General features: G+C 68.8%; 26 protein-coding genes. 14 read left to right on the plus strand and 12 right to left on the minus strand.

The window, feature by feature from the left end; all coding sequences use genetic code 11:
* Positions 1–162 precede the first annotated feature (162 nt).
* The 3 genes from AC3ENX_RS09000 to pdhA are packed head-to-tail and all read right to left on the minus strand — an operon-like array spanning position 163 to position 3667.
* Positions 163–1548 (minus strand): dihydrolipoamide acetyltransferase family protein, encoded by a 1386-nt coding sequence (locus AC3ENX_RS09000; protein WP_434811534.1) that lies wholly within the window; start codon positions 1546–1548, stop codon positions 163–165.
* Positions 1545–2555, minus strand: coding sequence for an alpha-ketoacid dehydrogenase subunit beta (locus AC3ENX_RS09005; protein WP_434811535.1), 1011 nt, complete (start codon positions 2553–2555; stop codon positions 1545–1547). Before AC3ENX_RS09005 ends, AC3ENX_RS09000 begins: the two co-directional genes overlap by 4 nt.
* Positions 2552–3667 (minus strand): pyruvate dehydrogenase (acetyl-transferring) E1 component subunit alpha, encoded by a 1116-nt coding sequence (gene pdhA / locus AC3ENX_RS09010; RefSeq protein WP_434811536.1) that lies wholly within the window; start codon positions 3665–3667, stop codon positions 2552–2554. The genes AC3ENX_RS09005 and pdhA overlap by 4 nt, the downstream gene beginning before the upstream one ends.
* A 180-nt stretch (positions 3668–3847) precedes the next feature.
* On the opposite strand from pdhA, the gene AC3ENX_RS09015 reads away from it, so the two are divergent.
* Positions 3848–4321, plus strand: a complete 474-nt coding sequence (locus tag AC3ENX_RS09015) for an Lrp/AsnC family transcriptional regulator (protein WP_434811537.1) — start codon at positions 3848–3850, stop codon at positions 4319–4321.
* Here AC3ENX_RS09015 and AC3ENX_RS09020 read toward each other — a convergent pair.
* Positions 4269–5264, minus strand: a complete 996-nt coding sequence (locus AC3ENX_RS09020) for an EamA family transporter (RefSeq protein ID WP_434811538.1) — start codon at positions 5262–5264, stop codon at positions 4269–4271. The two genes, AC3ENX_RS09015 and AC3ENX_RS09020, sit on opposite strands and share 53 nt — an antisense overlap.
* Positions 5265–5376: 112 nt before the next feature.
* On the opposite strand from AC3ENX_RS09020, the gene AC3ENX_RS09025 reads away from it, so the two are divergent.
* Positions 5377–5937: a CGNR zinc finger domain-containing protein gene (locus AC3ENX_RS09025; RefSeq protein ID WP_434811539.1), complete on the plus strand. Its 561-nt coding sequence runs from the start codon at positions 5377–5379 to the stop codon at positions 5935–5937.
* Here AC3ENX_RS09025 and AC3ENX_RS09030 read toward each other — a convergent pair.
* Entirely contained in the window at positions 5897–6796 is a 900-nt protein-coding gene (locus tag AC3ENX_RS09030; protein ID WP_434811540.1) for an alpha/beta fold hydrolase, read from the minus strand. The two genes, AC3ENX_RS09025 and AC3ENX_RS09030, sit on opposite strands and share 41 nt — an antisense overlap.
* 67 nt (positions 6797–6863) lie before the next feature.
* Here AC3ENX_RS09030 and AC3ENX_RS09035 point away from each other — a divergent pair, with 67 nt between their 5' ends.
* Entirely contained in the window at positions 6864–7595 is a 732-nt protein-coding gene (locus tag AC3ENX_RS09035; RefSeq protein WP_434811541.1) for a 3'-5' exonuclease, read from the plus strand.
* A gap of 6 nt (positions 7596–7601) precedes the next feature.
* Here the strand turns inward: AC3ENX_RS09035 and AC3ENX_RS09040 are convergent, their stop codons facing one another.
* The 4 genes from AC3ENX_RS09040 to glgA form a co-directional block, all read right to left on the minus strand.
* Positions 7602–8408 (minus strand): hypothetical protein, encoded by an 807-nt coding sequence (locus tag AC3ENX_RS09040; protein ID WP_434811542.1) that lies wholly within the window; start codon positions 8406–8408, stop codon positions 7602–7604.
* A 74-nt stretch (positions 8409–8482) separates the two neighbouring features.
* Positions 8483–8734 (minus strand): type B 50S ribosomal protein L31, encoded by a 252-nt coding sequence (locus tag AC3ENX_RS09045; protein WP_434811543.1) that lies wholly within the window; start codon positions 8732–8734, stop codon positions 8483–8485.
* A gap of 110 nt (positions 8735–8844) precedes the next feature.
* A complete protein-coding gene (locus AC3ENX_RS09050) occupies positions 8845–9630 on the minus strand; it encodes an ABC transporter ATP-binding protein (protein ID WP_434811544.1) in 786 nt (261 codons plus the stop codon).
* A gap of 27 nt (positions 9631–9657) precedes the next feature.
* Positions 9658–10845 carry a glycogen synthase gene (gene glgA / locus AC3ENX_RS09055; protein ID WP_434811545.1) on the minus strand — a complete coding sequence of 396 codons (1188 nt, stop codon included), beginning with the start codon at positions 10843–10845 and terminating at the stop codon, positions 9658–9660.
* 48 nt (positions 10846–10893) lie between these two features.
* On the opposite strand from glgA, the gene glgC reads away from it, so the two are divergent.
* Together glgC and serB are read left to right on the plus strand one after the other, a co-directional pair.
* Complete coding sequence (gene glgC / locus AC3ENX_RS09060) at positions 10894–12135, plus strand: glucose-1-phosphate adenylyltransferase (protein ID WP_434811546.1); 1242 nt, start codon at positions 10894–10896, stop codon at positions 12133–12135.
* A 21-nt stretch (positions 12136–12156) separates the two neighbouring features.
* A complete protein-coding gene (serB, locus tag AC3ENX_RS09065; protein ID WP_434811547.1) occupies positions 12157–12792 on the plus strand; it encodes a phosphoserine phosphatase SerB in 636 nt (211 codons plus the stop codon).
* Between the two features lie 92 nt (positions 12793–12884).
* Here serB and fabG read toward each other — a convergent pair whose 3' ends face one another.
* Positions 12885–13595, minus strand: a complete 711-nt coding sequence (fabG, locus tag AC3ENX_RS09070; protein ID WP_434811548.1) for a 3-oxoacyl-ACP reductase FabG — start codon at positions 13593–13595, stop codon at positions 12885–12887.
* A 106-nt stretch (positions 13596–13701) separates the two neighbouring features.
* On the opposite strand from fabG, the gene AC3ENX_RS09075 reads away from it, so the two are divergent.
* From AC3ENX_RS09075 to AC3ENX_RS09090, 4 genes are read left to right on the plus strand one after another with little or no spacing between them, the layout of a single operon-like run.
* Positions 13702–14229: a DUF4190 domain-containing protein gene (locus AC3ENX_RS09075; protein ID WP_434811549.1), complete on the plus strand. Its 528-nt coding sequence runs from the start codon at positions 13702–13704 to the stop codon at positions 14227–14229.
* Positions 14230–14269: 40 nt separating this feature from the next.
* On the plus strand, positions 14270–14662 hold the full coding sequence (locus tag AC3ENX_RS09080; protein ID WP_434811550.1) for a DUF3099 domain-containing protein: 393 nt from the start codon (positions 14270–14272) through the stop codon (positions 14660–14662).
* Positions 14659–14862 carry a hypothetical protein gene (locus AC3ENX_RS09085; RefSeq protein ID WP_434811551.1) on the plus strand — a complete coding sequence of 68 codons (204 nt, stop codon included), beginning with the start codon at positions 14659–14661 and terminating at the stop codon, positions 14860–14862. The genes AC3ENX_RS09080 and AC3ENX_RS09085 overlap by 4 nt, the downstream gene beginning before the upstream one ends.
* Entirely contained in the window at positions 14859–15680 is an 822-nt protein-coding gene (locus AC3ENX_RS09090; RefSeq protein WP_434811552.1) for an SURF1 family cytochrome oxidase biogenesis protein, read from the plus strand. The genes AC3ENX_RS09085 and AC3ENX_RS09090 overlap by 4 nt, the downstream gene beginning before the upstream one ends.
* A 27-nt stretch (positions 15681–15707) precedes the next feature.
* Here AC3ENX_RS09090 and AC3ENX_RS09095 read toward each other — a convergent pair whose 3' ends face one another.
* Together AC3ENX_RS09095 and AC3ENX_RS09100 are read right to left on the minus strand one after the other, a co-directional pair.
* A complete protein-coding gene (locus AC3ENX_RS09095) occupies positions 15708–17306 on the minus strand; it encodes an ABC-F family ATP-binding cassette domain-containing protein (RefSeq protein ID WP_434811553.1) in 1599 nt (532 codons plus the stop codon).
* Between the two features lie 109 nt (positions 17307–17415).
* Positions 17416–18855, minus strand: a complete 1440-nt coding sequence (locus AC3ENX_RS09100; protein ID WP_434811554.1) for a sugar porter family MFS transporter — start codon at positions 18853–18855, stop codon at positions 17416–17418.
* A gap of 184 nt (positions 18856–19039) precedes the next feature.
* Here AC3ENX_RS09100 and AC3ENX_RS09105 point away from each other — a divergent pair, with 184 nt between their 5' ends.
* From AC3ENX_RS09105 to AC3ENX_RS09125, 5 genes are read left to right on the plus strand one after another with little or no spacing between them, the layout of a single operon-like run.
* Positions 19040–20080, plus strand: a complete 1041-nt coding sequence (locus tag AC3ENX_RS09105) for an ABC transporter substrate-binding protein (RefSeq protein ID WP_434811555.1) — start codon at positions 19040–19042, stop codon at positions 20078–20080.
* Positions 20077–21135, plus strand: a complete 1059-nt coding sequence (locus AC3ENX_RS09110) for a FecCD family ABC transporter permease (protein ID WP_434811556.1) — start codon at positions 20077–20079, stop codon at positions 21133–21135. Before AC3ENX_RS09105 ends, AC3ENX_RS09110 begins: the two co-directional genes overlap by 4 nt.
* On the plus strand, positions 21132–22181 hold the full coding sequence (locus AC3ENX_RS09115; protein WP_434811557.1) for a FecCD family ABC transporter permease: 1050 nt from the start codon (positions 21132–21134) through the stop codon (positions 22179–22181). The genes AC3ENX_RS09110 and AC3ENX_RS09115 overlap by 4 nt, the downstream gene beginning before the upstream one ends.
* Positions 22178–23038, plus strand: coding sequence for an ABC transporter ATP-binding protein (locus AC3ENX_RS09120; protein WP_434811558.1), 861 nt, complete (start codon positions 22178–22180; stop codon positions 23036–23038). The genes AC3ENX_RS09115 and AC3ENX_RS09120 overlap by 4 nt, the downstream gene beginning before the upstream one ends.
* Positions 23035–23952 carry a siderophore-interacting protein gene (locus tag AC3ENX_RS09125; RefSeq protein WP_434811559.1) on the plus strand — a complete coding sequence of 306 codons (918 nt, stop codon included), beginning with the start codon at positions 23035–23037 and terminating at the stop codon, positions 23950–23952. The genes AC3ENX_RS09120 and AC3ENX_RS09125 overlap by 4 nt, the downstream gene beginning before the upstream one ends.
* Position 23953: the final 1 nt, after the last annotated feature.

Consider the following 23953-nt stretch of genomic DNA (forward strand, 5'->3'; position numbering starts at 1 on the left):
ACCCAAACCCCACGACGCGCCGGACGCGCCCGCTACACGCTGACACTCCCGGACGCCGCCTGATGCCTCGTCTCACGGCTGCGCTCAGTGCTCACGAGTGGGTCGGGACGACCTGACGTTTCGTCACGTCGCTGCGCTCCTCGCTCAACGACCGAGAGACCGTCAGCGCAGAAGCATCGCCCGCCCTGGCTGCTCGAGCACATCGGAAACGTCGCGCAGGAACTTTGCGCCCTGCTCGCCGTCGACCAGGCGGTGGTCGAACGACAGGCTGAGGGTCATCACCTGGCGCAGGGCCAGCTCGCCGCGGTACTCCCAGGGCCTACGGTTCACGCCGCCGAGGCCGAGAATGCCGGCCTCCCCCGGGTTCAGGATCGGCGTGCCCGAGTCGATGCCGAAGACACCGAAGTTCGTGATCGAGAACGTGCCGCCGGTGAGGTCCGCCATCGACGCCTTGCCCGCGCGAGCGGTGGCGGCGAGGGCTCCGAGGGCGTCGGCGAGTTCGACGAGCGTCATCGCGTCGGCATCCTTCACGTTCGGCACGACGAGGCCACGATCGGTGGCCGCAGCGATGCCGAGGTTCACGAAGCGGTGCTGCACGATCTCGCCGGCCGCGTCATCCCAGCGAGAATTGAGCTCGGGATGCCGCAGCAGCGCGCCGCAGACCGCCTTCGCGACGACGGCCATCACGCCGATCCGGTGGCCTTCGAGCCGTCGATCCGCACGCAGCTCCTCGACGAGCTCCATCGTCGCGGTGACGTCGACCGTGTGGAACGTCGTCACGTGCGGCGCGGTGAAGGCACTGCGCACCATCGCGTCCGCGGTGTGCTTGCGGACCCCGCGGATCGGAATGCGGGTCTCGCGCTCCCCGGCGACAGGCACCGTGGTCGGCGCGGCAGGGCGGTCCGTTGCGGGCGCTTCGGGGCGGGGCGCCGCCCCCACCCGCTGCGCGTACGACTCGACGTCGTCGCGCGTGACGAGCCCGGTCGGGCCGGTCGGCTCGACGAGCGAAATGTCGACGCCGAGGTCTTTCGCGAGCTTTCGGACCGGCGGCGTCGAACGCGGACGCTCGAACCTCCCATCGTCTGCGACTGCGGGCGCGACCGCGTCGTGCGGTGCCGCTTCGAGGACGGCCGTGTCGGATACGGGCGCACGCGCACCTTGCCGCGCGCGACGCTGCGGCCGGCCGGCAGCACGGGGCGCCGCCCCGTAGCCGACGAGGTTCGGCTGCGCCTTCTCTTCGTCCTCAGTCTCCTCGGGGGCCACCGCGCCGGCGGCGTCGACTGCCGGCGCATCCTCGGGCCCCGCCTCACCTGCGACGTCGAAAGCGATCAGCACGTCGCCGACCTCGACGACATCACCGGCCGCGTGACGCAGCTTCGACACGGTTCCCGCGTGCGGAGAAGGCAGCTCGACGATGGCCTTGGCGGTCTCGACCTCGGCGATGGTCTGGTTCAGGGTGACGGTGTCGCCCTCGGCGACCATCCATTGCACGATCTCTGCCTCGGGAAGACCCTCACCAAGGTCGGGCAGGCGGAACTCGACGATCACAGGTCCACCCCCGACAGGCTGTGCGGGCGATCCATGACCCGGTCGACGGCATCCAGGATGCGGTCGAGGTCGGGCAGGTGGTGCTTTTCGAGCTTCGCCGGCGGATACGGGATGTCGTGCCCGGTGACGCGCTCGGGAGGCGACTCGAGGTGGTAGAAGCACTTCTCGGTGATGCTCGAGACGAGTTCAGCGCCGACACCGGCCTCGCGGGCGGCCTCGTGGGTCACGACGACGCGCCCGGTCTTGCGGACCGACGCGGTGACGGTGTCGTAGTCGACCGGCGACAGCGAGCGGAGGTCGACGACCTCGATCGAGATGCCGTCGTCCTCGGCTGCCGTCGCGGCATCCAGCGCGACCCCGACCTGTGCGCCGTAGGTCAGCAGCGTCACATCGGTGCCCTCGCGGGCGACGCGGGCAAGGCCCATCGGCGGCGCGTCGGCGATGTCGACGTCGAGGTCCACCTCACCCTTCGAGTGGTACAGCCGCTTGGGTTCGAAGAAGACCACCGGGTCGTCGCACGCGATCGCCTGGCGCAGCATCGTGTAGGCGTCCTGCGGGTTGGAGACCGCCACGACCCGCAGCCCGGCGGTGTGCACGAAGTAGGCCTCGGGCGATTCGGAGTGGTGCTCAGCCGCGCCGACGCCACCTGCCCACGGGATGCGGATCGTGATCGGCATCTTCACGTTGCCGCGGGTGCGGTAATGCAGCTTCGCGACCTGGCAGACGATCTGGTCGAAAGCCGGGTACACGAACCCGTCGAACTGGATCTCGACGACCGGCCGGAACCCGCGGTACGCGAGTCCGACTGCCGTGCCCACGATGCCTGATTCGGCCAGCGGCGTGTCGATGACCCGCTGCGCGCCGTACGTGTCGAGCAGGCCGTCGGTGATGCGGAAGACGCCGCCGAGCTTGCCGATGTCCTCCCCCATGACGAGCACCTTGTCGTCATCGGCCATCGCCCGGTGCAGTCCCGCGCCGAGCGCCTTACCCATCGTCATCGTGCTCATGACGCCGCCTCGAACCCGTCGAGGTACGCCGCGAACCGGGTGCGCTGCTCGTCCAGCCCGCGGTGCGGCTCGGCGTAGACGTTGTCGAGCACGGTGAGCGGCGCGCGTGTCACCGCGCCGAGCGCCGCCTCGCGCATGCCCGCGGTGTAGCGGTCGGCATCGGCCTGCACCTGCGCGACGAAGTCGTCGTCGAGCAGCTCCTGCGCGCGCAGGTAGGCCTCGAGGCGCGTGATGGGGTCGCGGCGCTTCCACGACTCGACCTCGTCCTTGGAGCGGTAGCGGGTGGGGTCATCCGACGTGGTGTGGGGTCCCATGCGGTAGGTGACGGCTTCGATGAAGACCGGTCCGCGCCCACGGCGTGCGTTGTCGAGGGCCCAGCGCATCGCCGCCAGGCACGCCAGCACGTCGTTGCCGTCGACGCGCAGACTCGGGATGCCGAAGCCGGGCGCCCGGCCGGCGATCGGGAACTTGGCCTGCACGGTGACCGGCTCCGAGATCGCCCACTGGTTGTTCGAGCAGACGAACACGACGGGGCTGCGGAACGACGATGAGAACACCATCGCCTCGTTGACATCGCCCTGGCTGGTCGCGCCGTCGCCGAAGTAGGCGACCGCGACCTGGTCGCCGCCGTCACGCTGGATGCCCATGGCGTAGCCGGTCGCGTGCAGCGACTGCGCGCCGATGATGATCTGCATCCCGGCCATGTTGAGGTCGTACGGGTCGTAGGTCGACAGTTCTTCGCCGCGCCACGCCATCACGGTGTCGGCGGGTTTCGCGCCGCGCGTGATGACGACCCCCACCTCTCGGTAGCTGGGGAAGAGGAAGTCGTCGTCGCGGCAGGCGCGGGCGGTGCCGATCTGCACGGCTTCCTGCCCCTGTGCCGGCGCCCAGAGGCCGAGCTGGCCCTGGCGCTGCAGCGCGATGCCCTCCGCGTCGGCACGCCGGGCGATCGCCATGTCGCGGTACAGGCCGCGCAGCGTGTCGGCATCGATCCCCTCGATCCAGCGGTCGAGGTCGGGGTCTGAAATCCGCTCGCCGTCCGGCGTCAGCAGCCGGGCGAGGTCATCGATGTCGGTCGCCTGATCGGCGGCCGGGGTCAGGGTGTGCGTCATCGTCGTCCCTCCAGATCGCGGCCCGTCGTCTTGTGGATGATCGGGGCCGGCTCCGTGCACCCGGCATCGTCGCCGGGATGCCACGAGGCTACGCGCGTGTCGCACCTCGCTCAAGCATTCGAGGTCGTCTTGAGCATGTTGCGCAGATCAGCCCGAATCACCGTGCTAATGTTTCGCACTATGGGCCCCCTTGATCACGTCGATCTCGAACTGCTGAACGCGCTCGCCGATGACCCACGCGCGACCGTCGTCGCACTCGCCGAACGCCTCGGCATGTCGCGCAACACGGTGCAGGCACGCATGGGCAAGCTCGAGCGCTCCGGAGTCTTCCTGTCGTTCGAGCGGGCGATGGCGCCGCAGGCGCTGGGCTACCCGATCGAGGCGATGATCGCCGTCCTCGTGCGCCAGGCCGACCTCCCCCGCATCACCGAAGAGCTCTCCCGGGTTCCCGAAGTCGTCCAGGCGCACGGACTCAGCGGTCAGGTCGACCTGATGGTGCGCGTCGCGGCGCGCGACACGAAGCACCTGTTCGACATCGACGCCCGCATCCTCTCGATCGACGGCGTCGAGCGCACCGAGACGTCGCTCGTGATGGGCGAAGTCATCGGATATCGGGTGCGACCGCTCCTGGAAGAGGCTCGACGGGAGCGGTGATCGGCCGGTCCGCATCACGACGGATCAGCAGCACACCCGCGAGGATGAGCGCACCACCGACCGCCTGAATCGGCGCCGGCGTCTCAGCCAGCAGCAGCCAGCCGAACAGCAGCGCGAACAGCACTTCGCTCAGGCCGATGAACGACGCGAGGCGTGAGCCGATCCGGGGCACCGCCATGACCCCCAGCGCGTAGCCGAGCGTCGTGCCGACGGCGCCGACCCATACCAGCGGCAGCCATGCCGGGACGGTCGCGCCCTGGAACGTGACCGTCGTGTCGAGGACGACGAACGGGATGATGCCGGTAGCGCCGAGCAGTGCCATCGTCGCGGCGCCGACCAGCAGGCCGCCGGCGGCGAGGGCGAGCGGCGGCAGCGTGTCACCTGTCCGCTCCGACATGACGAAGTAGACGCACACGCACAACGCCGCAGCCAGGGCCAGCAGCGTCCCCAACAGGTCGAACCGCGCACCGCCGATGTCGACGACGAGGACGAGACCGGCGACAGCGATGCCCGAGCCACCGAGCACGAGCCGCGACGGCACGCGTCTGGTGCGCATCCACACGAACGCGACGAGGAACACCGGCGCGAGGTACTGGATGAGCAGCGCGACAGCCACCGGCATCCGCTGCATCGCCGAGAAGAAGAAGAGCTGGCAACCGGCCACCGGGATGAGCCCGAACGCGAGGAGGGCGAGCCAGTGACGGCGCAGGAACCCGCGCTGCCGGATCGCGGCTCGCACGAGCGCCGGTGAAAGGATGAGCCCCGACAGGCCCATGCGTACCGTGAGCACGGCCGACAGTGACCACCCGGCTTCCAGCAGCGGCTTCACGAGCGGGCCGCTCGATGCGAACGCGAACGCGGAGACGACCGCCATCACGATTCCCGCCGTCGCGACGCGGGAGACGGGCGCGGCGATGGTCGGGATGGCGGCGGTGTGCGACATCGGCGGTCCTCGTGCTCGAGTGCTGCTCAGGGGATGATCTGTCAGGAGTCAAGTATGCATACACTCGTGACAGCTAAGCTGAGAGTACTGCCCGCCACCGTCAGGAGTCAATATGGTTTTCGGTCGTGACACGGAGCTCTCGCTGCGTGCCGCCGCCTCGCTCGTGAACACCCTCCCCGGCATCGACTTCGACGGGGCCGACGGCATGGCCTCTCCCGCCGATCTCCAGGCCTGGCTGCAGGAGTTCCCGTACACCGGTCGCATGCGCCGGGACGACGCCGAAGTCGCCGCCGTCCGCGAGATTCGGGTGCGCCTGCGGCAGCTGTGGGACGTCGAGCGCGACGATGCGGTCCCGCTCGTCAACACGATGCTGCGCGACGGCGAAGCACTCCCCCAGCTGGTCATCCACGACGACTACGACTGGCACATCCACGCGACCGACAGCGAGGCCGACCTGTCGATGCGCATCCTCGTGGAGGCCGCGATGGCGTTCGTCGACGTCATCCGCGCAGACGCGTGGGACCGCGTGCGTCGCTGTGAGGCAGACGACTGCGGAGCCGTCTACGTCGACTTCTCCAAGAACGGATCGAAGCGCTACTGCGACACCGGCAACTGCGGCAATCGCATGAACGTCATCGCCTATCGGAAGCGGAAGTCCGAAGAAACCGCCTGATCGCGGTCGCCGCCGGCTGTGGCGTCTCGTAGTGGATCAGGTGACCGACGCCTGCGATCTCGACGAGCTCGGCGTCGGGAAAGAGCGTCTGCAGGTGACGCTCGGCCTCGATGGGGGTGATGTCGTCCTTCTCGGCGGCCACGAGCAGCGTCGGCTGCGCGATCTGCGGAGCGAAGGCGCGCACGTCGTTCGACACCGACGCCACGAACGCGTCGTGCAGCACGTCGCGGTCGGCGAAGCGCGAGAAGTAGGTGTCGTGCTGGTCGTGGATGAACGCACGAAGATCGCGGTCACGCGTCTTCGCCATCGACACGCTCATGACGCGCACGATGAGTCGGCTGCGCAGCAGCGCGTCGCCGAGTCGACGCGGCAGCCGCGCACCAGCCCAGTAGTAGAAGACGGCGAGGCGCGTGAGGATGCCGCGCGGTCCCTCGAGCGCCGGCGCGCCGATGGGATTGACGAGCACGACGCGAGGAGCGGGCAGCCCTGCGGCGACCGCGGCCGAAACGACGATCGAGCCGAACGAGTGCCCGAGTATGTCGGCGCCGGGGGCGACCGCTGCGGCGAACGCGGTGAGCCAGTCGGCGTACGCCTGCACAGTGTGGCGCGTGCCAGGCAGCGGCGGGGTCTCACCGAATCCGGGAAGATCGGGCGAGATGATGCGGATGCCGTCGAGGTGCGCGACGACCGGCTCGAGGCCGTGGTGCTCACCGCGGAAGCCGTGCACCGCCAGCACGGTCTGCTCGGCGTCGTCGTCGCCGTAGACCCAGTACGCCGTCGTCGATCCGAACACCTCGACCTCACGACGGACGACGGGGATCGCCTCGAGCAGTCCTGCATACGGGTTCGGCGCGGTCACCCTTCGAGTGTACGAGCACGGCGTGGCCTCGGCCGTGATGTCGGCGGCCCCGCATAACGTCGAAGGCATGGACACGTGGGTCGCCGAGACGCTGCCGCTCTGGCACCCCGAGGCACCGGCGTGGTCGCGCGTCGTCGGCGTCTTCGACCTCGAGACCACCGGCATCGACGTGACGACGGATCGCATCGTGACGGCGCACGTCGGACTGCTCGGCACTGGTGGCGTCATCCACCGCACGGGCGACTGGCTCGCCGACCCCGGCGTCGAGATCCCCGAGGGCGCCACCGCCGTGCACGGCATCACCACCGCGCACGCCCGCGAGCATGGCCGTCCCGCGGCGGACGTCGTCGCCGAAGTCGTCCAGGCGCTCGAGCAGCTGTTCGACGCCGGCATCCCGGTCGTGGCATACAACGCCCCGTACGACTTCTCGTTGCTCAAGTACGAGGCGTTGCGGCACGGTGTGACCCCGATCGCGGATCCGTCGCCGGTGATCGACCCGCTCGTCATGGACAAGGCATTCGATCGCTACCGGCGCGGCAAGCGCACCCTCGAGGTGGTCGCGGCGCATTACGCGGTCGCGCTGGACGGCGCGCACGACGCGTCTGCCGACGCGATCGCCGCCGGTCGGGTGGCGCAGGCGATCGCCGCGCGCTTTCCGGTGCCGCCCACCGCGCACGAGCTGCACACCCGCCAGATCGGCTGGGCACGCGCGCAGGCCGCAAGCCTCACCGAGTACTTCATCAGCGTCGGTCGGCTCGATCCCGATGACACCGTGGACGGCAGCTGGCCGATCCGCTGACACCCGTCATTGCAGAGGTTCGTCGGCGTCCTCGACGGAGATCGACATGACGCCCGTGTATGGATTCGCGAAGACCGAGACCGCGGCCCACGGACCGTCAGCCTCATCGACGATGTACTCCGTCTCAGCCCCCTCCGTCTCCGATTCCACTTCGTCCGACACGACGACGACCGGGGCTATGCTGAACTCCGCGCTCAGCCCGTTCTCCTCGACCTCGTCGGTCGCGCCGCACACGATCATCGGACCAGCCTCACGGACATCGATCGCGAGGCACGTCTGCGCACCACGAGCCTTCGTCCCCGCCCACACGACGGTTTCACCGGTCGCGGCGAGGAGTCGCGGCGCGTCATCCCATCCCGGCTGCGCATCGAGGAGACGGTCCTCGCTGGCCGCCGTCGCGGCGCCCGAACTGCCGGACGTCTGCAGCAGCGCGCCCTCGCTGTTCGACGTCGACGTGTCGTACGTGATCGTCGGCGTAGGTGCGGCATCCGAGGCCTGTGGCTGGACGAACGCGCCGAGGAAGTAGCCGCCGAGGGCCGCGGCCGGCACGAGCGCCGCGAGCGTGATGAGCGCGACGCGTGTCACCGTGCGGTTTCGCGCGGCCGACTCGCCCGCCGGGGTCGGCGCAGTGGGCTCGCGCGACCCATCGTCACGTGAGGTCGCGTCATTCGCCGTCGCCGGCAGCGGACGAGGCCCCTCGCCTCCGCGCGAACGCTCGAGTCGGGCGAGGCGTTCGACGTCGGCATCCGTCAGTGGCGCACCGCCAGGACCGTACGCACGGGCCCGGAGCGCCTGCAGTTCGTTCTCACCCACGCGCCCAGCATCGCACGTCGCACGCGTGGGGACGACGAAGGCCCCGCCGGAGCGGGGCCTTCGAGGACGGCTGCTTACTTGCTGCCGAAGTTCTTGAAGCGCTGGTTGAACTTCTCGACGCGACCGGCCGAGTCCATGATGCGCTGCTTGCCCGTGTAGAACGGGTGCGAAGCCGATGAGATCTCGACGTCGATGACGGGGTAGGTGACGCCGTCGAGCTCGATCGTCTTCTCGCTGGTGACCGTCGACCGGGTCAGGAAGGTCTCGCCGGAGCCGAGGTCGCGGAAGACGACCGCGTTGTACTCGGGGTGGATGTCAGTTCGCATGATGGTCCTTCGCCTGATGCCCTGGTTTTTGCCAGGAGGGATTGAAGTCTGCGGTGCGGAGCGCACCAAAGAGCGATTCTATCAGGCTCGCGGGGCAGTCGGAAACCTCGTCAGGAGGCGGCACGCGCGGCGAAGCGGCCGCCGTCTTCGCTGAGTGCGATCGGCACCCCGAAGGTCTCGGTGAGCGCCTCTGCCGTCAGGGTCTCGGCGATCGGCCCCTGCGCGACGACCTTGCCGTCGCGCAGCAGCAGCACGTGGGTGAAGCCGACGGGGATCTCTTCGACGTGGTGGGTGACCATGATCATCGCCGGCGTCGTCGGCTCCTGTGCGTAGCCGCCGAGGAGCGAGAGCAGCTGCTCGCGGGCACCGAGGTCGAGGCTCGCGGTGGGCTCGTCGAGCAGCAGCACTTCGGGGTCGGTCATGACGGCGCGCGCGATCTGCACACGCTTCTGCTCACCGTCCGACAGGGTCCCGAACGTGCGATCTGCAAGATCGTCGAGGTGCCATTCGGCCAGCACGCGACGCGCGCGGCGCTCGTCGATGGACTCGTAGTCCTCGTTCCAACGGCCGAGCACCGAGTACGCGGCCGTCAGCACGACATCGAGCACGGTCTCGTCCTGCGGCACGCGTTTGGCCATCGCGGACGAGGCGAAGCCGATGCGCGGGCGCAGCTCGAACACGTCGGTGTGCCCCATGACCTCATCGAGGATGCCGACGATCCCCGAGGTCGGGTGCATCAGCGTGGCCGCGAGCTGCAGCACGGTGGTCTTTCCCGCTCCGTTGGGCCCCAGGATGACCCAGCGCTGATCGTCGCTGACGGTCCACGAGACCTCATCGACGATGTTGCGGGCGTTGCGGCGGACGACGACGTCGGCGAACTCGAGGACCTGCGGCATGTCGTCCAGCCTATCTGCAGGGCGAGGTCAGTTGCCGGTCACCTCGCGGTAGAGCTGCACCGTGGCGTCGGCGATCGCCGCCCAACTGAACGCCTGTGCCGCCCGCTCGCGCCCGGCCTCGCCGTAGGCGCGGGCACGGTCCGGATCGGCGACGACCTCGGTGAGCGTCGCGGCGAGATCGGCGACGAATCGGTCAGGGTCGGTGGGGGTGCCGGTGCCGTCCTGCACTTGCTCGATGGGCACGAGGCGCCCCGTGACGCCGTCGACGACGACTTCGGGAATGCCACCCGTGGCGGTGCCCACGACGGCCGCACCGCACGCCATGGCCTCGAGGTTCACGATGCCGAGCGGCTCGTAGATCGAGGGGCACACGAACGTCGTCGCAGCCGTGAGGATCGCGCACAGCTGATCGCGCTGCAAGAACTCCTCGATCCACACGACGCCCTCGCGCTGGCGCTGCAGCCCGCGCACGAGCTCTTGCACCTCGGCCATGATCTGCGGAGTGTCGGGCGCGCCCGCGCACAGCACGATCTGCACCTCAGGCGGCAGCAGTTCGGCAGCACGCAAGAAGTACGGCAGCCCCTTCTGCCGCGTGATGCGACCCACGAACACGACCGAGGGCCGGGTGGGGTCGATGCCGTGGGCGGCGAGCAGGGCAGGGTCGTCGACGGGGCGCCACGAGTCGATGTCGATGCCGTTGTAGATGACCCGCACCTTGTCGGGGTCGAGGGAGGGATAGCTGCGCAGGATGTCCTTCCGCATCCCCTCGCTGACGGCGACGACCGCTGCGGCGCCTTCATACGCGGTCTTCTCGATGTAGCTCGAGACGGCGTAGCCGCCGCCGAGCTGCTCGGCCTTCCACGGCCGCAACGGCTCGAGCGAATGGGCTGTCACGACGTGCGGGATGCCGTGGAGGAGCCCCGCAAGGTGCCCTGCGAAGTTGGCGTACCAGGTGTGCGAATGCACAACGTCGGCGCCGGCGACGTCACCGACGATCTCGAGGTCTGTGCCGAGGGTCTGGATGGCGGCATTCGCCGTCGACAGCTCGGCGGGCACGCCGTACGACGCTGTATCGGCCTCGTCACGCCCAGCGCCGAAAGCGCGGACCTGCACCTCGATGCGCTCCCGGAGCGCCTTCACGAGCTCGGTGGCGTGCACGCCCGCTCCCCCGTAGATCTCCGGCGGATATTCCTTGGTGACGATGTCCACTCGCATGGTTCGAAACCTAGTACAGACGACGGATCGGGGCCTAGTGTGGGGAACATGCCAGCCCCGAAGGTCTTCGGAATCATCCTCGCCGGCGGCGAGGGCAAGCGACTCATGCCCCTCACGGTCGATCGGGCCAAACCTGCAGTGCCGTTCGGCGGGCAGTATCGGCTGATCGACTTCGCGATATCGAACCTGATCAATTCGGGTCTTCGCCAGATCGTCGTGCTCACGCAGTACAAGTCGCACAGCCTCGACCGTCACGTCTCGCAGACCTGGCGTATGTCGGCGCTGCTGAACTCGTACGTCGCGTCGGTACCGGCGCAGCAGCGACTGGGAAAGCGATGGTTCTCGGGTTCGGCCGATGCGATCCTGCAGTCCCTCAACCTGATCCACGACGAGAAGCCCGACATCGTGATGGTGATCGGCGCCGATCACGTCTACCGCATGGACTTCGACCAGATGCTGCAGGCCCACATCGAATCGGGCGCACGTGCGACCGTCGCCGGCATCCGTCAGCCGATCGGACTCGCGAACCAGTTCGGCGTCATCGACGTCGACCCCGAAGACGGCACGTCGATCCGCGAGTTCCTTGAGAAGCCGCAGAACCCGACAGGACTGCCCGACAACCCGAACGAAGTGCTCGCGTCGATGGGCAACTACATCTTCAACACCGATGCCCTCATCGAAGCGGTGGAATCCGACGGCGAACTGCCAGCGAGCAACCACGACATGGGCGGCGACATCATTCCCTATTTCGTGAACCGCGGCGAAGCGGCCGTCTACGACTTCAAGGCGAACGACGTGCCGGGATCGACCGCGCGCGACAAGGACTACTGGCGCGACGTGGGCACGATCGAGTCGTTCTTCGACGCCCACATGGACCTCATCTCGACGCTGCCCATCTTCAACCTGTACAACATGGACTGGCCGATCCACTCGCAGGCCGTCAACTCGCCGCCCGCGAAGTTCGTGCGCGACGGCGTGGGCCGCATGGGCAACGCGATCGACTCGATCGTCTCGCTCGGCTCTGTGCTGTCGGGCACGCACCTGGAACGCAGCGTGGTCGGGCCGTGGACGCTGTCGGGCGGCGGATCGACGATCACCGACTCCGTACTGTTCGACTACGTCAACGTCGGCGCGGGTGCCCGAGTGCATCGGGCCATCCTCGACAAGAACGTCACGCTCGAACCGGGCGCGACGGTCGGTGTCGACCGTGAGCGCGACCTCGCACGGGGGTTCACGGTGACCGACACCGGCATCACGGTGGTGGCGAAGGGCGTGCACGTCACCGCCTGAGCGGCACGCTAGCGTGGTGGGGTGCCTGACGCCCGCTTTCTCGTCGTGTTCGACGCCGATTCCACGCTCATCCGCAACGAGGTCATCGAACTGATCGCCGACGAGGCGGGCCGCGGCGCCGAGGTGGCTGCGGCCACCGAAGCCGCGATGCGCGGCGAGGTCGATTTCGCGACGAGTCTGCGTTCGCGTGTCGAGGCGCTCGCCGGGGTGCCGGTCTCAGCGTTCGAGCGGGTCCGTTCCCGGATCGAACCGACCCCGGGCGTGCGCGAGCTCATCGAGGCGATCCATGCGCGCGGCGGCGTCGCAGCAGTCGTTTCCGGCGGCTTCCACGAGATCCTCGACACCGTCGCCCCCGATCTCGGCATCGACGTGTGGCGCGCGAACCGACTTGCGGTCGCCGGCGGCATCCTGACGGGCGTCGTCGACGGACCGATCGTGGATGCCGAGGGCAAAGCAGCGGCGCTCCGCGAGTGGGCGGGCGCGAACGGTGTGCCGATCGCGCGCACGATCGCGATCGGCGACGGCGCGAACGACCTTCGCATGATGGCTGCGGCCGGCCTCGGCATCGCGTTCAACGCGAAGCCGGCGGTGCGTGCGCAGGCAGACGTGGTGATCGGCCCGATCGACTTGGCAGAAGTGATCCCGCTCCTCCCCTGATCCGACGCCTCTCAACGACGCGGTGGCGCGCACCGGTCGATGACCGAGCGTTCCCCGGTCGTTGAGCGAGCGTAGCGAGACGAAACGCGCGCTCAGTGCCCCATGCCGAGGCCGCCGTCGACCGGGATGACGGCGCCGGAGATGTACGCGGCATCCTCACCCGCGAGCCAGGTCACGACTCCGGCGACCTCGTCTGCCGTCGCGAAACGGCCCGCCGGAATGTTCTTCTTGTAGTCGGCCTGCGTCGCTTCGGGAAGCTCAGCGGTCATGTCGGTCTCGATGAAACCGGGCGCCACCACATTCGCCGTGATGCCGCGGCCGCCGAGTTCACGCGTGAGCGAGCGTGCGAACCCGACGAGCGCCGCCTTCGAGGACGAGTAATTGATCTGCCCCGCAGAGCCGTAGAGGCCGACGACGCTCGAGATGAGGATGACGCGACCCCACTTGGCCTTGAGCATGCCCTTCGAGGCACGCTTGACGACGCGGAACGTGCCGCCGAGGTTCGTCGAGACGACCGAGTCGAAGTCCTCCTCCGTCATGCGCAGCAGCAGGGTGTCTTTCGTGATGCCTGCGTTGGCCACGACGATCGTTGGCGCACCGAGTTGCTGCTCGACTTCGGTGAAGGCCACGTCGAGCGATGCCGCGTCGGTCACGTCGGCTCGAACCGTCAGGGTGCCCTCGGGGCCCTCACCGGAGCGGGCGGTCACGGCGACGCGGTACCCGGCTGCGACGAAGCGCTCCGCGATGGCACGGCCGATGCCGCGGTTGCCGCCGGTGACGAGGACGACGCGATCACTGGACATGGTGGAACTCCTCGAATGACGTGCTGAGAACCCGTTCAGCCTAGTCGGGTCGCCGAGCGCACCGACGATAGGCTGGCGTCATACGAGTTTGGAAAGGGGGACGCTCATGAGCGATCCGAACACCACCCCGTCGGGAACGCCCGACTCTCAGCCCGCCGCGGATTCCGGCGTGATGCCGCCCGCACCGCCGGCAGCACCCGCCGCCCCGGGGTACGCCGCTCCGGCATACCCCGGCTCGGCCGCACCCGCAGCGACCCCGCCGTCGTACCAGGCGCCCGGGTACCCGCAGGCGGCACCCGCCTACGGCGCCGCGCCCGCCTACGGTGCAGCACCCGGCGCGTACGGCGCGTACCAGAGCGGCCCGAAGACGAACGTGCTCGCCATCGTCTCGATGATCGCATCGATCGTCGGGTTCGTCCTGATCCTGCCCGTCATCGGCCCGATCGCCGGCGCCATCATGGGGCACATCTCCCTCGGTCAGATCAAGCGCACGGGTGAGAACGGCCGCGGCATGGCCCTCGCCGGTGTCATCGTCGGCTGGGTCGGCATCGGGCTGCAGGTCATCGGCATCATCGCCTGGTTCTCGCTCATGGCATGGGCCGTGTCGCAGGGCTCGGGCTCGTACAGCTACTGACGCCGACGTGAGCCGCCTGCGAGCGTAGGCTGGAGTGACCGTGAAGCACTCCTCCTCGCCGCAGTCGGCGACCTCGATTCCCCGCGCACCGCGGGACGACGCGCACGCGCGCATGACGAAGTACTTCATCATGATGAGCGTGCGCGTCGGCTGTTTCGTGCTCATGGTCGTCATCACCCCGTATGGCTGGCACACCGGCATCCTCGCGGTCGGCGCCATCCTGCTCCCCTACATCGCCGTCGTCGTCGCCAACGTCGGGTCCGATTCGCGCCCGGTGCGGGCAGTCCCCCCAGGGCGTGAGATCGAGGCATCCGCGCCCCCCGCCGACGCACCCGAGCCAGAATCCGTCATCCGCATCACCGAGACGAAGCCGGAATCGCAGTCGCGTCCCGCGCCCGAAACACCCGACGCACCGCGGCAGGGCGACGCATGACCGGTGTCGTCTGCTCGCGCGCCGGATGCCGTGACATCGCGACGTGGCAGGTGGTGTGGCGCAACCCTCGCATCCACAGCGCCGATCGCCGCAAGATCTGGACGGCCTGCGATGCGCACGTCGACTATCTGCGCGACTACCTGGCCGCACGGGACTTTCCCGTCACGGTCGAACCGTTCGATCCGGCGGCCGCCTCGTGAGCGGCAATCGCATCGCCCGGTGGGCCGGGTACGTCGCATTCGCGATCGTGTTCGCGGTCGCGTGCGGGTTCTTGTCGAATTGGCAGTTCTCACGGTCAGCCGAACGCAATGCCGAACTTGCGCTCATCGCCGCGAACTACGACGCCGATGCCGCCCCGCTCGATGAGCTCGTGACGGCAGACGGGGCGCTCAGCCCCGAAGACGAATGGCGCCAGGTCGAGCTCGTCGGCACCTACCTCCACGCCGACCAACTGCTCGTGCGCAACCGCCCGCACGGTGGCACGAGCGCCTTCGAGGTGCTCGTGCCGTTCCGTCTCGAAGACGGCCGCGTCGTGATCGTCGACCGGGGTTGGGTGGCTCCCGGCAAGGAGCAGCCTGAACCGGATGTGATCCCGGCAGCCCCCGAGGGCACCACGACGGTCGTCGTGCGGCTGCGTGAGACGGAGCCGTTGCCGTCCTCGGGCCGATCGGCGCCCGACGGACAGGTTCCGACGATCCACGTGCCGACCATCGCCGAGACCATCGAGGAGCCGACGACCCTGACGGGGCTGTACGGGTTGATGGTCGCGGAACAGCCGGCACCTGCCGAGCGCCCGCAGGCGCTGGACCGCCCGTCGGATGACCCCGGTTCACACTTGTCGTATGCGATCCAGTGGATCCTGTTCGCCGTCATGGGATTCGGGTTCGTCTGGTACATGATCCGCACCGAACGTCGGCACCGCCGCGAAGAGGCCGAGGGCCGCGCTCCGAGCGAACCCAAGCGCCGCCGAGATCGCGACATGCAGGAAGAGGATGAGCTGCTCGACAGCGTCCGGTGACGGTTCAGGCCAGCGTGCCTGACCGCGTCACGCGAGAGTGATCAGGTCGATGTAGTCGCGCCCCCAGATGTCTTCGACACCGTCGGGCAGGATGAGCACCCGCTCGGGGTTGAGCGCCTCGACGGCGCCCTCGTCGTGCGAGACGAGCACGACGGCGCCTTCGTAGTGCGCGAGGGCACCGAGGATCTCTTCGCGGGATGCCGGGTCGAGGTTGTTGGTCGGCTCGTCGAGCAGCAGCATGTTGGCCGACGACACGACGAGGGTTGCGAGTGACAAGCGCGTCTTCTCGCCGCCCGACAACACGCCCGCGGGCTTGAGGACGTCGTCGCCCGTGAACAGGAACGAGCCGAGCACCTTTCGCGCCTCGGTCGCGTTGATGTCGGGCGCGGCCGACATCATGTTGTCGAGCACGGACCGGCTGACGTCGAGGTTCTCGTGCTCCTGCGCGTAGTACCCGATCTTCAGGCCGTGACCGGGCTCGATGATCCCGGTGTCGGCCTTGTCGACGCCCGCGAGGATGCGCAGGAGCGTCGTCTTTCCGGCGCCGTTGAGGCCGAGGACGACGACCTTCGAGCCGCGGTCGATCGCAAGGTCGACGTCGGTGAAGATCTCCAGCGACCCGTACGACTTCGACAGGCCGGAGGCCATGAGCGGCGTCTTGCCGCACGCCGCGGGCTTGGGGAAGCGGAGTTTGGCGACGCGGTCCTCCTGACGCACGTCCTCCAGCCCGGAGAGCATCTTCTCGGCGCGGGCGACCATCTGGTGCGCGGCGGCGGCCTTCGAGGCCTTCGCACCGAAGCGGGCGGCCTGCAGCTGCAGGGCCGTCGCCTTCTTCTCGATGTTGGCGCGCTCCTTCTTGCGGCGCTCCTCATCGGCCACCCGCTGACGCAGGTAGTTCTTCCAGTTCATGTTGTAGACGTCGATGACCTGGCGGTTCGCGTCGAGGTAGAAGACGCGGTTGACCGTTTCGCCCACGAGCTCGACATCGTGGCTGATGACGATGAGCCCGCCCTTGTAGCCCTTGAGGAACTCGCGCAGCCACACGACGCTGTCGGCGTCGAGGTGGTTGGTGGGCTCGTCGAGGATCATCGTCTGCGCGTCCGAGAACAGGATGCGGGCCAGTTCGATGCGGCGGCGCTGACCGCCGGAGAGGGTTTTCAGCGGCTGGTCGAGGATGCGGTCGGGCAGCGAGAGGTTGTGCGCGATCGAGGCGGCTTCGGCTTCGGCCGCGTACCCGCCGAGTGCTTCGAACCGCTCGGTCAGGTTGCCGTAGCGGCGCATGGCCTTCGCCGCGACATCGGCGTCATCGTCACCCATCTGGTGCGACGCCTCGTGCATCTGTAGGGCGAGCGTGCCCAGGCCCCTGGCATCCAGGATGCGGGTGCGTGCGAGCATCTCGGGGTCGCCCGAACGAGGATCCTGCGGGAGGTAGCCGAGTTCTCCAGAACGGTCGACGCCGCCCTCGCTGGGCAGCAGGTCACCGGCGAGCACCTTGGTGAGGGTGGTCTTGCCGGCGCCGTTGCGTCCGACGAGCCCGATCTTGTCGCCTGGTGAGACGCGGAACGATACCTCCGACATGAGCACGCGTGCGCCCACGCGGATCTCGAGGTCGTGCACGGCGAGCACAGCAGACGTCCGTTCGTTCAGAGTTGGGATGCGGCCGACCGGCCAGCATCCGAGTCTACCGGCCCGCAGCCCGCCCGGCCTGCGTGACCTTCCAGACGCCGGCGAGCGCCTACCCGCGCTTGCGCTCGCGGTGCGGCACCTCGTCGGTCATGTCCTCCAACTCGACGCCCTTCGTCTCGGGCACCTTCCACAGCACGAAGAAGAACGACAGGGCCGCGAAGAACGCGTAGAAGCCGTATGCGAAGGTGAGGCTGATGTCGCTGAAGACCGGGAACGTCGTCGAGATGGCGAAGTTCGCGATCCATTGCGCCGCGGCCGCGACGGCGAGCGCGCTGGCACGGATGCGGTTGGGGAACATCTCCCCCAGCAGCACCCAGACCAGCGGCCCCCAGGTGGCACCGAATCCGACGACGAACAGGTTCGCGGCGATGAGCGCGATGACCGACCACGGGGCCTCGAGCGTTGCGGAGGTCACACCGTCCTCGGTGACGAGTTCGGCGAACGAGAACGCGAGCGCCATCGTGCCGAGGGAGACCGCCATGACGACCGACCCGACCAGCAGCATGATGCGCCGCCCGATCCGATCGACGAGCAGAATCGCAACGATCGTCACGACGATGTTGGTGATCGAGGTGATGACGCTCGTCAGCAGCGCGGCGGACTCGTCGAAGCCCACCGAACGCCACAGCGTCGTCGAGTAGTAGAAGATCACGTTGATGCCGACGAACTGTTGGAACACCGACAGCAGGATGCCGACCCACACGATGGGCTTGAGTCCGAGCACGTGCCCCCGCAGGTCTTTCAGCGACTCGCGGTCCTCGCGCTCCAGCGAGACGCGGATCTGCTCGATCCGCAGATTCACGTCGGGTTCGCCGCTGAAATCGAGCAGCACCTGCGAGGCCTTGTCGACATCGCCGCGCGCGACGAGGAATCGCGGTGACTCCGGCAGCCGCAGCGCCATCAACCCGTACACGAGCGCGGGGATCGCCTCGAGCATGAACATCCACCGCCATGCCGGCAGCCCCCACCACAGGACTTCTGCGGCACCGCCGGAGATCCCTGCCAGGAGCGCGTTCGACAACAGCGCCGCGAAGATGCCCGTCACGATCGCGAGCTGCTGCATCGACCCGAGCATGCCCCGCACCCGGGCCGGCGACACCTCGGCGATATAGGCGGGGACGATGACGGATGCCGCACCGACACCCAAGCCGCCGACCACACGCCACACGATCAGGTCGACGACGCCGATCGCGAGTCCGGAACCGATCGCCGAGATGAGGAAGAGCGCCGCCGCCACGAGCATCACGGGGATGCGCCCCCACCGGTTGGCGAGCTGTCCGGCGAACCACGCGCCGACGGCGCAGCCCAGCAGTGCGGAGGAGACCGAGAAGCCCTTCAGTGCGGCATCCAACGCGAACTCACCGGCGAGCGCGTCGACGGCACCGTTGATGACCGCCGTGTCGAACCCGAACAAGAATCCGCCGAGCGCCGCGGCTGCGGCGATCCCGATCACTCTCGGATTGACCCTCGATGTCGTATCCCGTGCCATGGCGCGCTCCTCTGCGGTGTTCCGGTTCTGCTGTCCGTGCGACGATACTCCCGGCCGGGAGGGCGCGCGCCAGGCAATTTGCGACGCGCTGCGGCACCCCGCCGAAATGTGACGCGAGAATTTGCACGCACGACCCCGAGAGGTAAGGTTAGGCGACCCTTAGCAAATCCCCTTTGGAGAACCCGTGCCCCGCACTCGCCTCGCCGCTGGCCTCGCCGCGGCCTCGCTCCTGCTGCTCCTGGCCGGCTGCGCCACCTCGACGCCCGCCGCCACCGACGACACCACCGACGCGCCCGCCTCGGACGCGACCTTCCCGATCACGATCGAGCACGCCTATGGCGAGACCGAGATCACCAGCCAGCCCGGACGCGTCGCCACCGTCGCATGGGGCAACCACGAAGTCCCGCTCGCGCTCGGCGTGGTCCCGGTCGGCATGAGCAAGGCGACCTGGGGTGACGACGACGGCGACGGCGTCCTGCCCTGGGTCGAGGACAAGCTCGAGGAGCTGGGTGCCGAGACGCCCGTGCTCTTCGACGAGACCGACGGCCTGCCGTTCGACCAGATCGCCGACACGCAGCCCGACGTCATCCTCGCCGCCTACTCGGGGCTCACGCAGGAGGACTACGACACCCTGTCGAAGATCGCGCCGGTCGTCGCGTACCCCGATGTCGCGTGGGGCACGTCCTACCAGGACATGATCCGCATCAACGCCACCGCGATGGGGCTGGCCGATGAAGGCGAAGAGCTCGTCACCCACCTGGAAGAGGTCGTGGACACCGCGCTGGCCGCACAGCCAGAACTCGCAGAATCGACCGCGATGTTCTCGTGGATCGACGAGACCGATCTCAGCAAGATCGATTTCTACACGAGCCACGACACCCGTCCCGGTTTCCTCGCAGACCTCGGCATGCCGCTCCCCGCGATCGTGGAAGAGGAATCCGCCGCCACGGAGGCGTTCTACGTCAGCGTGAGCACTGAGCAGGCCGACCGTTTCGACGATGTCGACATCTTCGTCACCTACGGCGACCCCGAGGGCACACTCATCGCAACGATGCAGGCCGACCCGCTGCTCTCGAAGATCCCCGCGGTCGCCGAGGGACGCATCGCCATCCTCGAGAACAGCACGCCGCTCGCCGCTTCCGCCAACCCGTCGCCGCTGTCCATCGAGTGGGCGATCGACGACTACTTTGCGCTGCTGGCCGGTGCGCTCGACGGCACCGATTGAGCGAGACCACGCTCCGCGCACCGCTGCCGGATGCCGATGCCGCACGTGCGGCATTGAAGCGTCCGGCAGCGGTGCGTCTCGCGTGGCTCGCGGCGGCCCTGGTGGTCGTCGCGGCCGCGTGTCTCGCGTCGTTCGCGTTCGGCGTGCGCGACGTCACCTTCGAGGAGATCCTCCGCGGGCTCTCCGGAGACACGAGCGGCATCTCTGAAGCCGCCGTCGCCGCCCGCATCCCGCGTACAGCGCTCGGACTGCTCGTCGGAGCGGCGCTGGGGCTTGCTGGCACCACCTTCCAGGCGGTCACGCGGAACCCGCTCGCCGACCCCGGCATCTTCGGCATCACCAGTGGCGCCTCCCTGGCTGTGGTCGGCAGCTTGGCCTTCTTCGGGCTGAGCGGCGCGTACCCGACGATGGTCGTCGCAATCGCGGGCGCGGCCGTCACCGCGGTCTTCGTCTACAGTGTCGGTTCGCTCGGCAGCGGCGGGGCCACACCCCTCAAACTCGCATTGGCGGGGGCCGCGACCACCGCCGCGCTGCAATCCCTTATCAGCGCCGTCCTCCTCCCCCGCGTCGACCTGCTCGAGCAGTTCCGCTTCTGGCAGATCGGCGGCGTCGGCGGAGCCACGTGGGATCGCATCAGCCTGCTCACTCCGGTTCTCGTGGTCGGAGCGCTCGTCGTGTTCGCGATGGCCCGCGGGATGAACTCCCTCGCGCTCGGCGACGACCTCGCCGCGAGCCTCGGCGAGCACGTCGGGCGCACCCGTGTCGTCGCCACGATCGGCGCCGTGATCCTGTGCGGCGCGGCGACCGCAATCGCCGGACCCATCGCTTTCATCGGGCTTATCGTGCCGCACGTGTGCCGCCTCACGATCGGCACCGACCACCGCTGGCTGCTGCCGGCATCGGCCATCGCCGGTGCCGGACTGCTCGTGATCGCCGACGTGATCGGCCGCCTCGTGCTGCCCTCTGCCGACGTCGAGGTCGGGATCGTCGCGGCGCTCATCGGCGCGCCGTTCTTCATCTGGATCGTCCGACGCCAGCGGGTGCGTGAACTGTGACCGCCGTCAGCTCCACTGCTCCCGACGTCCAGGCCGTCATCGCCGGTCGCCGTCGCCGCGCGCGCCGCCGGACGGTCGTGGTCATCGTCCTGGCCGCAGTCGTCGCCGCGCTGTTCGCCACGAGCATCATGGTCGGATCGACCTTCTACGGGCCCGATGTCATCATCAGAGTGCTGCTGGGCGAGCAGGTGCCTGGCGCGTCGTTCTCCATCGCGGACCGCCGCCTGCCGCGAGCAGCGATGGCGGTCCTGGTCGGTGTCGCATTCGGAATGGCAGGGGCGACCTTCCAGACGCTGCTGCGCAACCCGCTCGCCTCCCCCGACATCATCGGAGTCAGCTTCGGCGCGAGTGCTGCGGCCGTCATCGGCATCGTGTTCTTCTCCGTCAGCGGGCTCGCACTGTCCGCACTGGCGCTGGGCGGTGCCCTGGCCACAGCGCTTGCGATCTACCTCCTGTCGATCCGAGGGGGATTCGCGGGAACCCGACTCATCCTGATCGGCATCGGCCTGGCCGCGATGCTGCAGTCGATCGTCACCTATGCGCTCTCCCGCGCCGCCGCGTGGGATCTGCAGTCCGCGATGCGCTGGCTCACCGGCAGCCTCAACAGCGCATCCGCGGAATCACTCACGCCGCTCGCCCTCGCCGCCGTCGTGCTGGTGCCGCTGCTCGCACTGCAGTCCCGCAGTCTGCACGCGCTGCGCATCGGCGACGACGTTGCGGCAGCGCTCGGCGTGAAGGTCGACCGCACCCGACTCGCGCTCATTCTCGGCGCAGTGGCGCTCCTCGCCTTCGCCACCGCGGCTGCCGGCCCGATCGCCTTCGTCGCGTTCATGGCCGGCCCCATCGCCGCGCGCCTGGTCGGTGCCGGCAGCTCCCCGCTCGTGCCCGCAGGTCTGGTCGGGGCCGTCCTGGTCCTCGCCGCGGATCTCGTCGGGCAGTACGCCTTGCCCACCGTCTACCCCGTGGGTGTCATCACCGGCATCCTCGGCGCCCCCTACCTGATCGCGCTGTTGATCAGAACGAACCGCACCGGAGGATCGCTATGACCGACTCCCGCTCGCTGCTCGCAGAACAGCTGACCCTTGCGTACGGTGACCGCACCGTCGTCGACACCCTCGATCTCGCTGTCGCTCCCGGTGCCGTCACAGCGATCATCGGCGCCAATGGCTGCGGAAAATCCACACTGCTGCGTGCGCTGGCCCGTCTGATCCCCGCCCAGGGAGGGCGGATCATCCTTGACGGCAAAGACCTGCACAGTCGCCCGTCGAAGGAGGTGGCGCGGATGCTGGGGCTGCTTCCGCAGTCTCCGGTCGCCCCGGAAGGGATTGCGGTGGCAGATCTCGTCGGTCGCGGCCGCCACCCGCATCAGAAGCTGCTGGCCCGGTGGAGCGAACACGACTACGAGGTCGTCACGCAGTCGCTGGCAGCGACCGGCACGACCGAACTCGCAGACCGTCCCGTCGACGAACTGTCCGGCGGCCAGCGCCAGCGGGTCTGGATAGCGATGGCACTCGCGCAGGAGACCGACATCCTGTTATTGGACGAGCCGACGACGTTCCTCGACGTGTCGCACCAAGTGGAGGTGCTCGACCTCATCCGCGACCTCAACCAAGACCGCGGCACGACCGTCGTGATGGTGCTGCACGACATGAATCTCGCCGCCCGCTACGCCGACCACATCGTCGCGCTCCGCCAGGGCCGCATCGTCGCGCAGGGCGCCCCGGCCGACGTCATGGATGCCGCACTGATCCGCGATGTGTTCGCCCTCGAGTGCCATGTGATCACCGACCCCGTCTCGGGCACGCCACTGGTGCTGCCGCGAGGCCGCCACCGGGTGCTCCCGACCCCCGAACCGAGCGACCCGGCCGACTCCACCGACGCCCTCCAGGAGGACCCGCGATGACCGAAACCGCCGTCCGCACGAGCGGATTCTTCCGTGCCCGCGTGAGCGCCATCACCGACCTCACCCCGAGCTTCCGCCGCTTCACATTCACCGGTGATGACCTGCACGAGTTCGGCGACCCCGGATTCGATCAGCGCATCAAGGTCGTCTTCCCGACCTCATCGGTCGGCGTCGACGCGATGCCCACCGACGACGACTGGTACACCGCGTGGCGTGAGCTGCCGGACGCCGCGCGCCCGCCGTTCCGCACCTACACAACCCGCGCCGTGCGCCACGACGTGGGCGAAGTCGACATCGACATGGTCTCGCATGATGTGCTCGGCCCGGCGTCGGCATGGATCGAGCGTGCCGCGATCGGTGACGAGTTGCTGATCTGGGCGCCCACGACGGCGCACACCGGCGTGAGCTACGGCATCGATTTCGTGCCGCCGGCGCGCTCCGAGCAGATCCTGTTGGCCGGTGACGAGACCGCGGCGCCGGCGATCGCGGTCATCCTCGAGCAGCTGCCCGCCGACGCGCGCGGCGTGGTCGTGCTCGAAGTGCCGCACATCGATGACGCCGGCTATCTGCCGCGCCATCCCGGATTCGAGTTCCGTGTCGCCGCGCGCGTCGACGACGCCGACCGCCACCGGCACCTCGTGTCGGCCGTGCAGGATGCCGCGGCATCCCTCGCGCCGGCCGGTCGCGGCGCGGACGTCGAAGAAGTCGACATCGACGAGGGCATCCTGTGGGAGGTGCCGCGCACCGCGAAGGGCGGCGCCGCACTCAAGAGCGCACCGCTGTATTCGTGGCTCGCCGGCGAGGCGGGGGCGATCAAGGCGCTGCGCCGCCACCTGGTGTCCGAGCTCGGCGTCGACCGACGCGCCGTCGCGTTCATGGGCTACTGGCGACTGGGCCGCGCCGAGAACGCCTGAG

This window comes from Microbacterium sp. bgisy189, assembly GCF_057707225.1.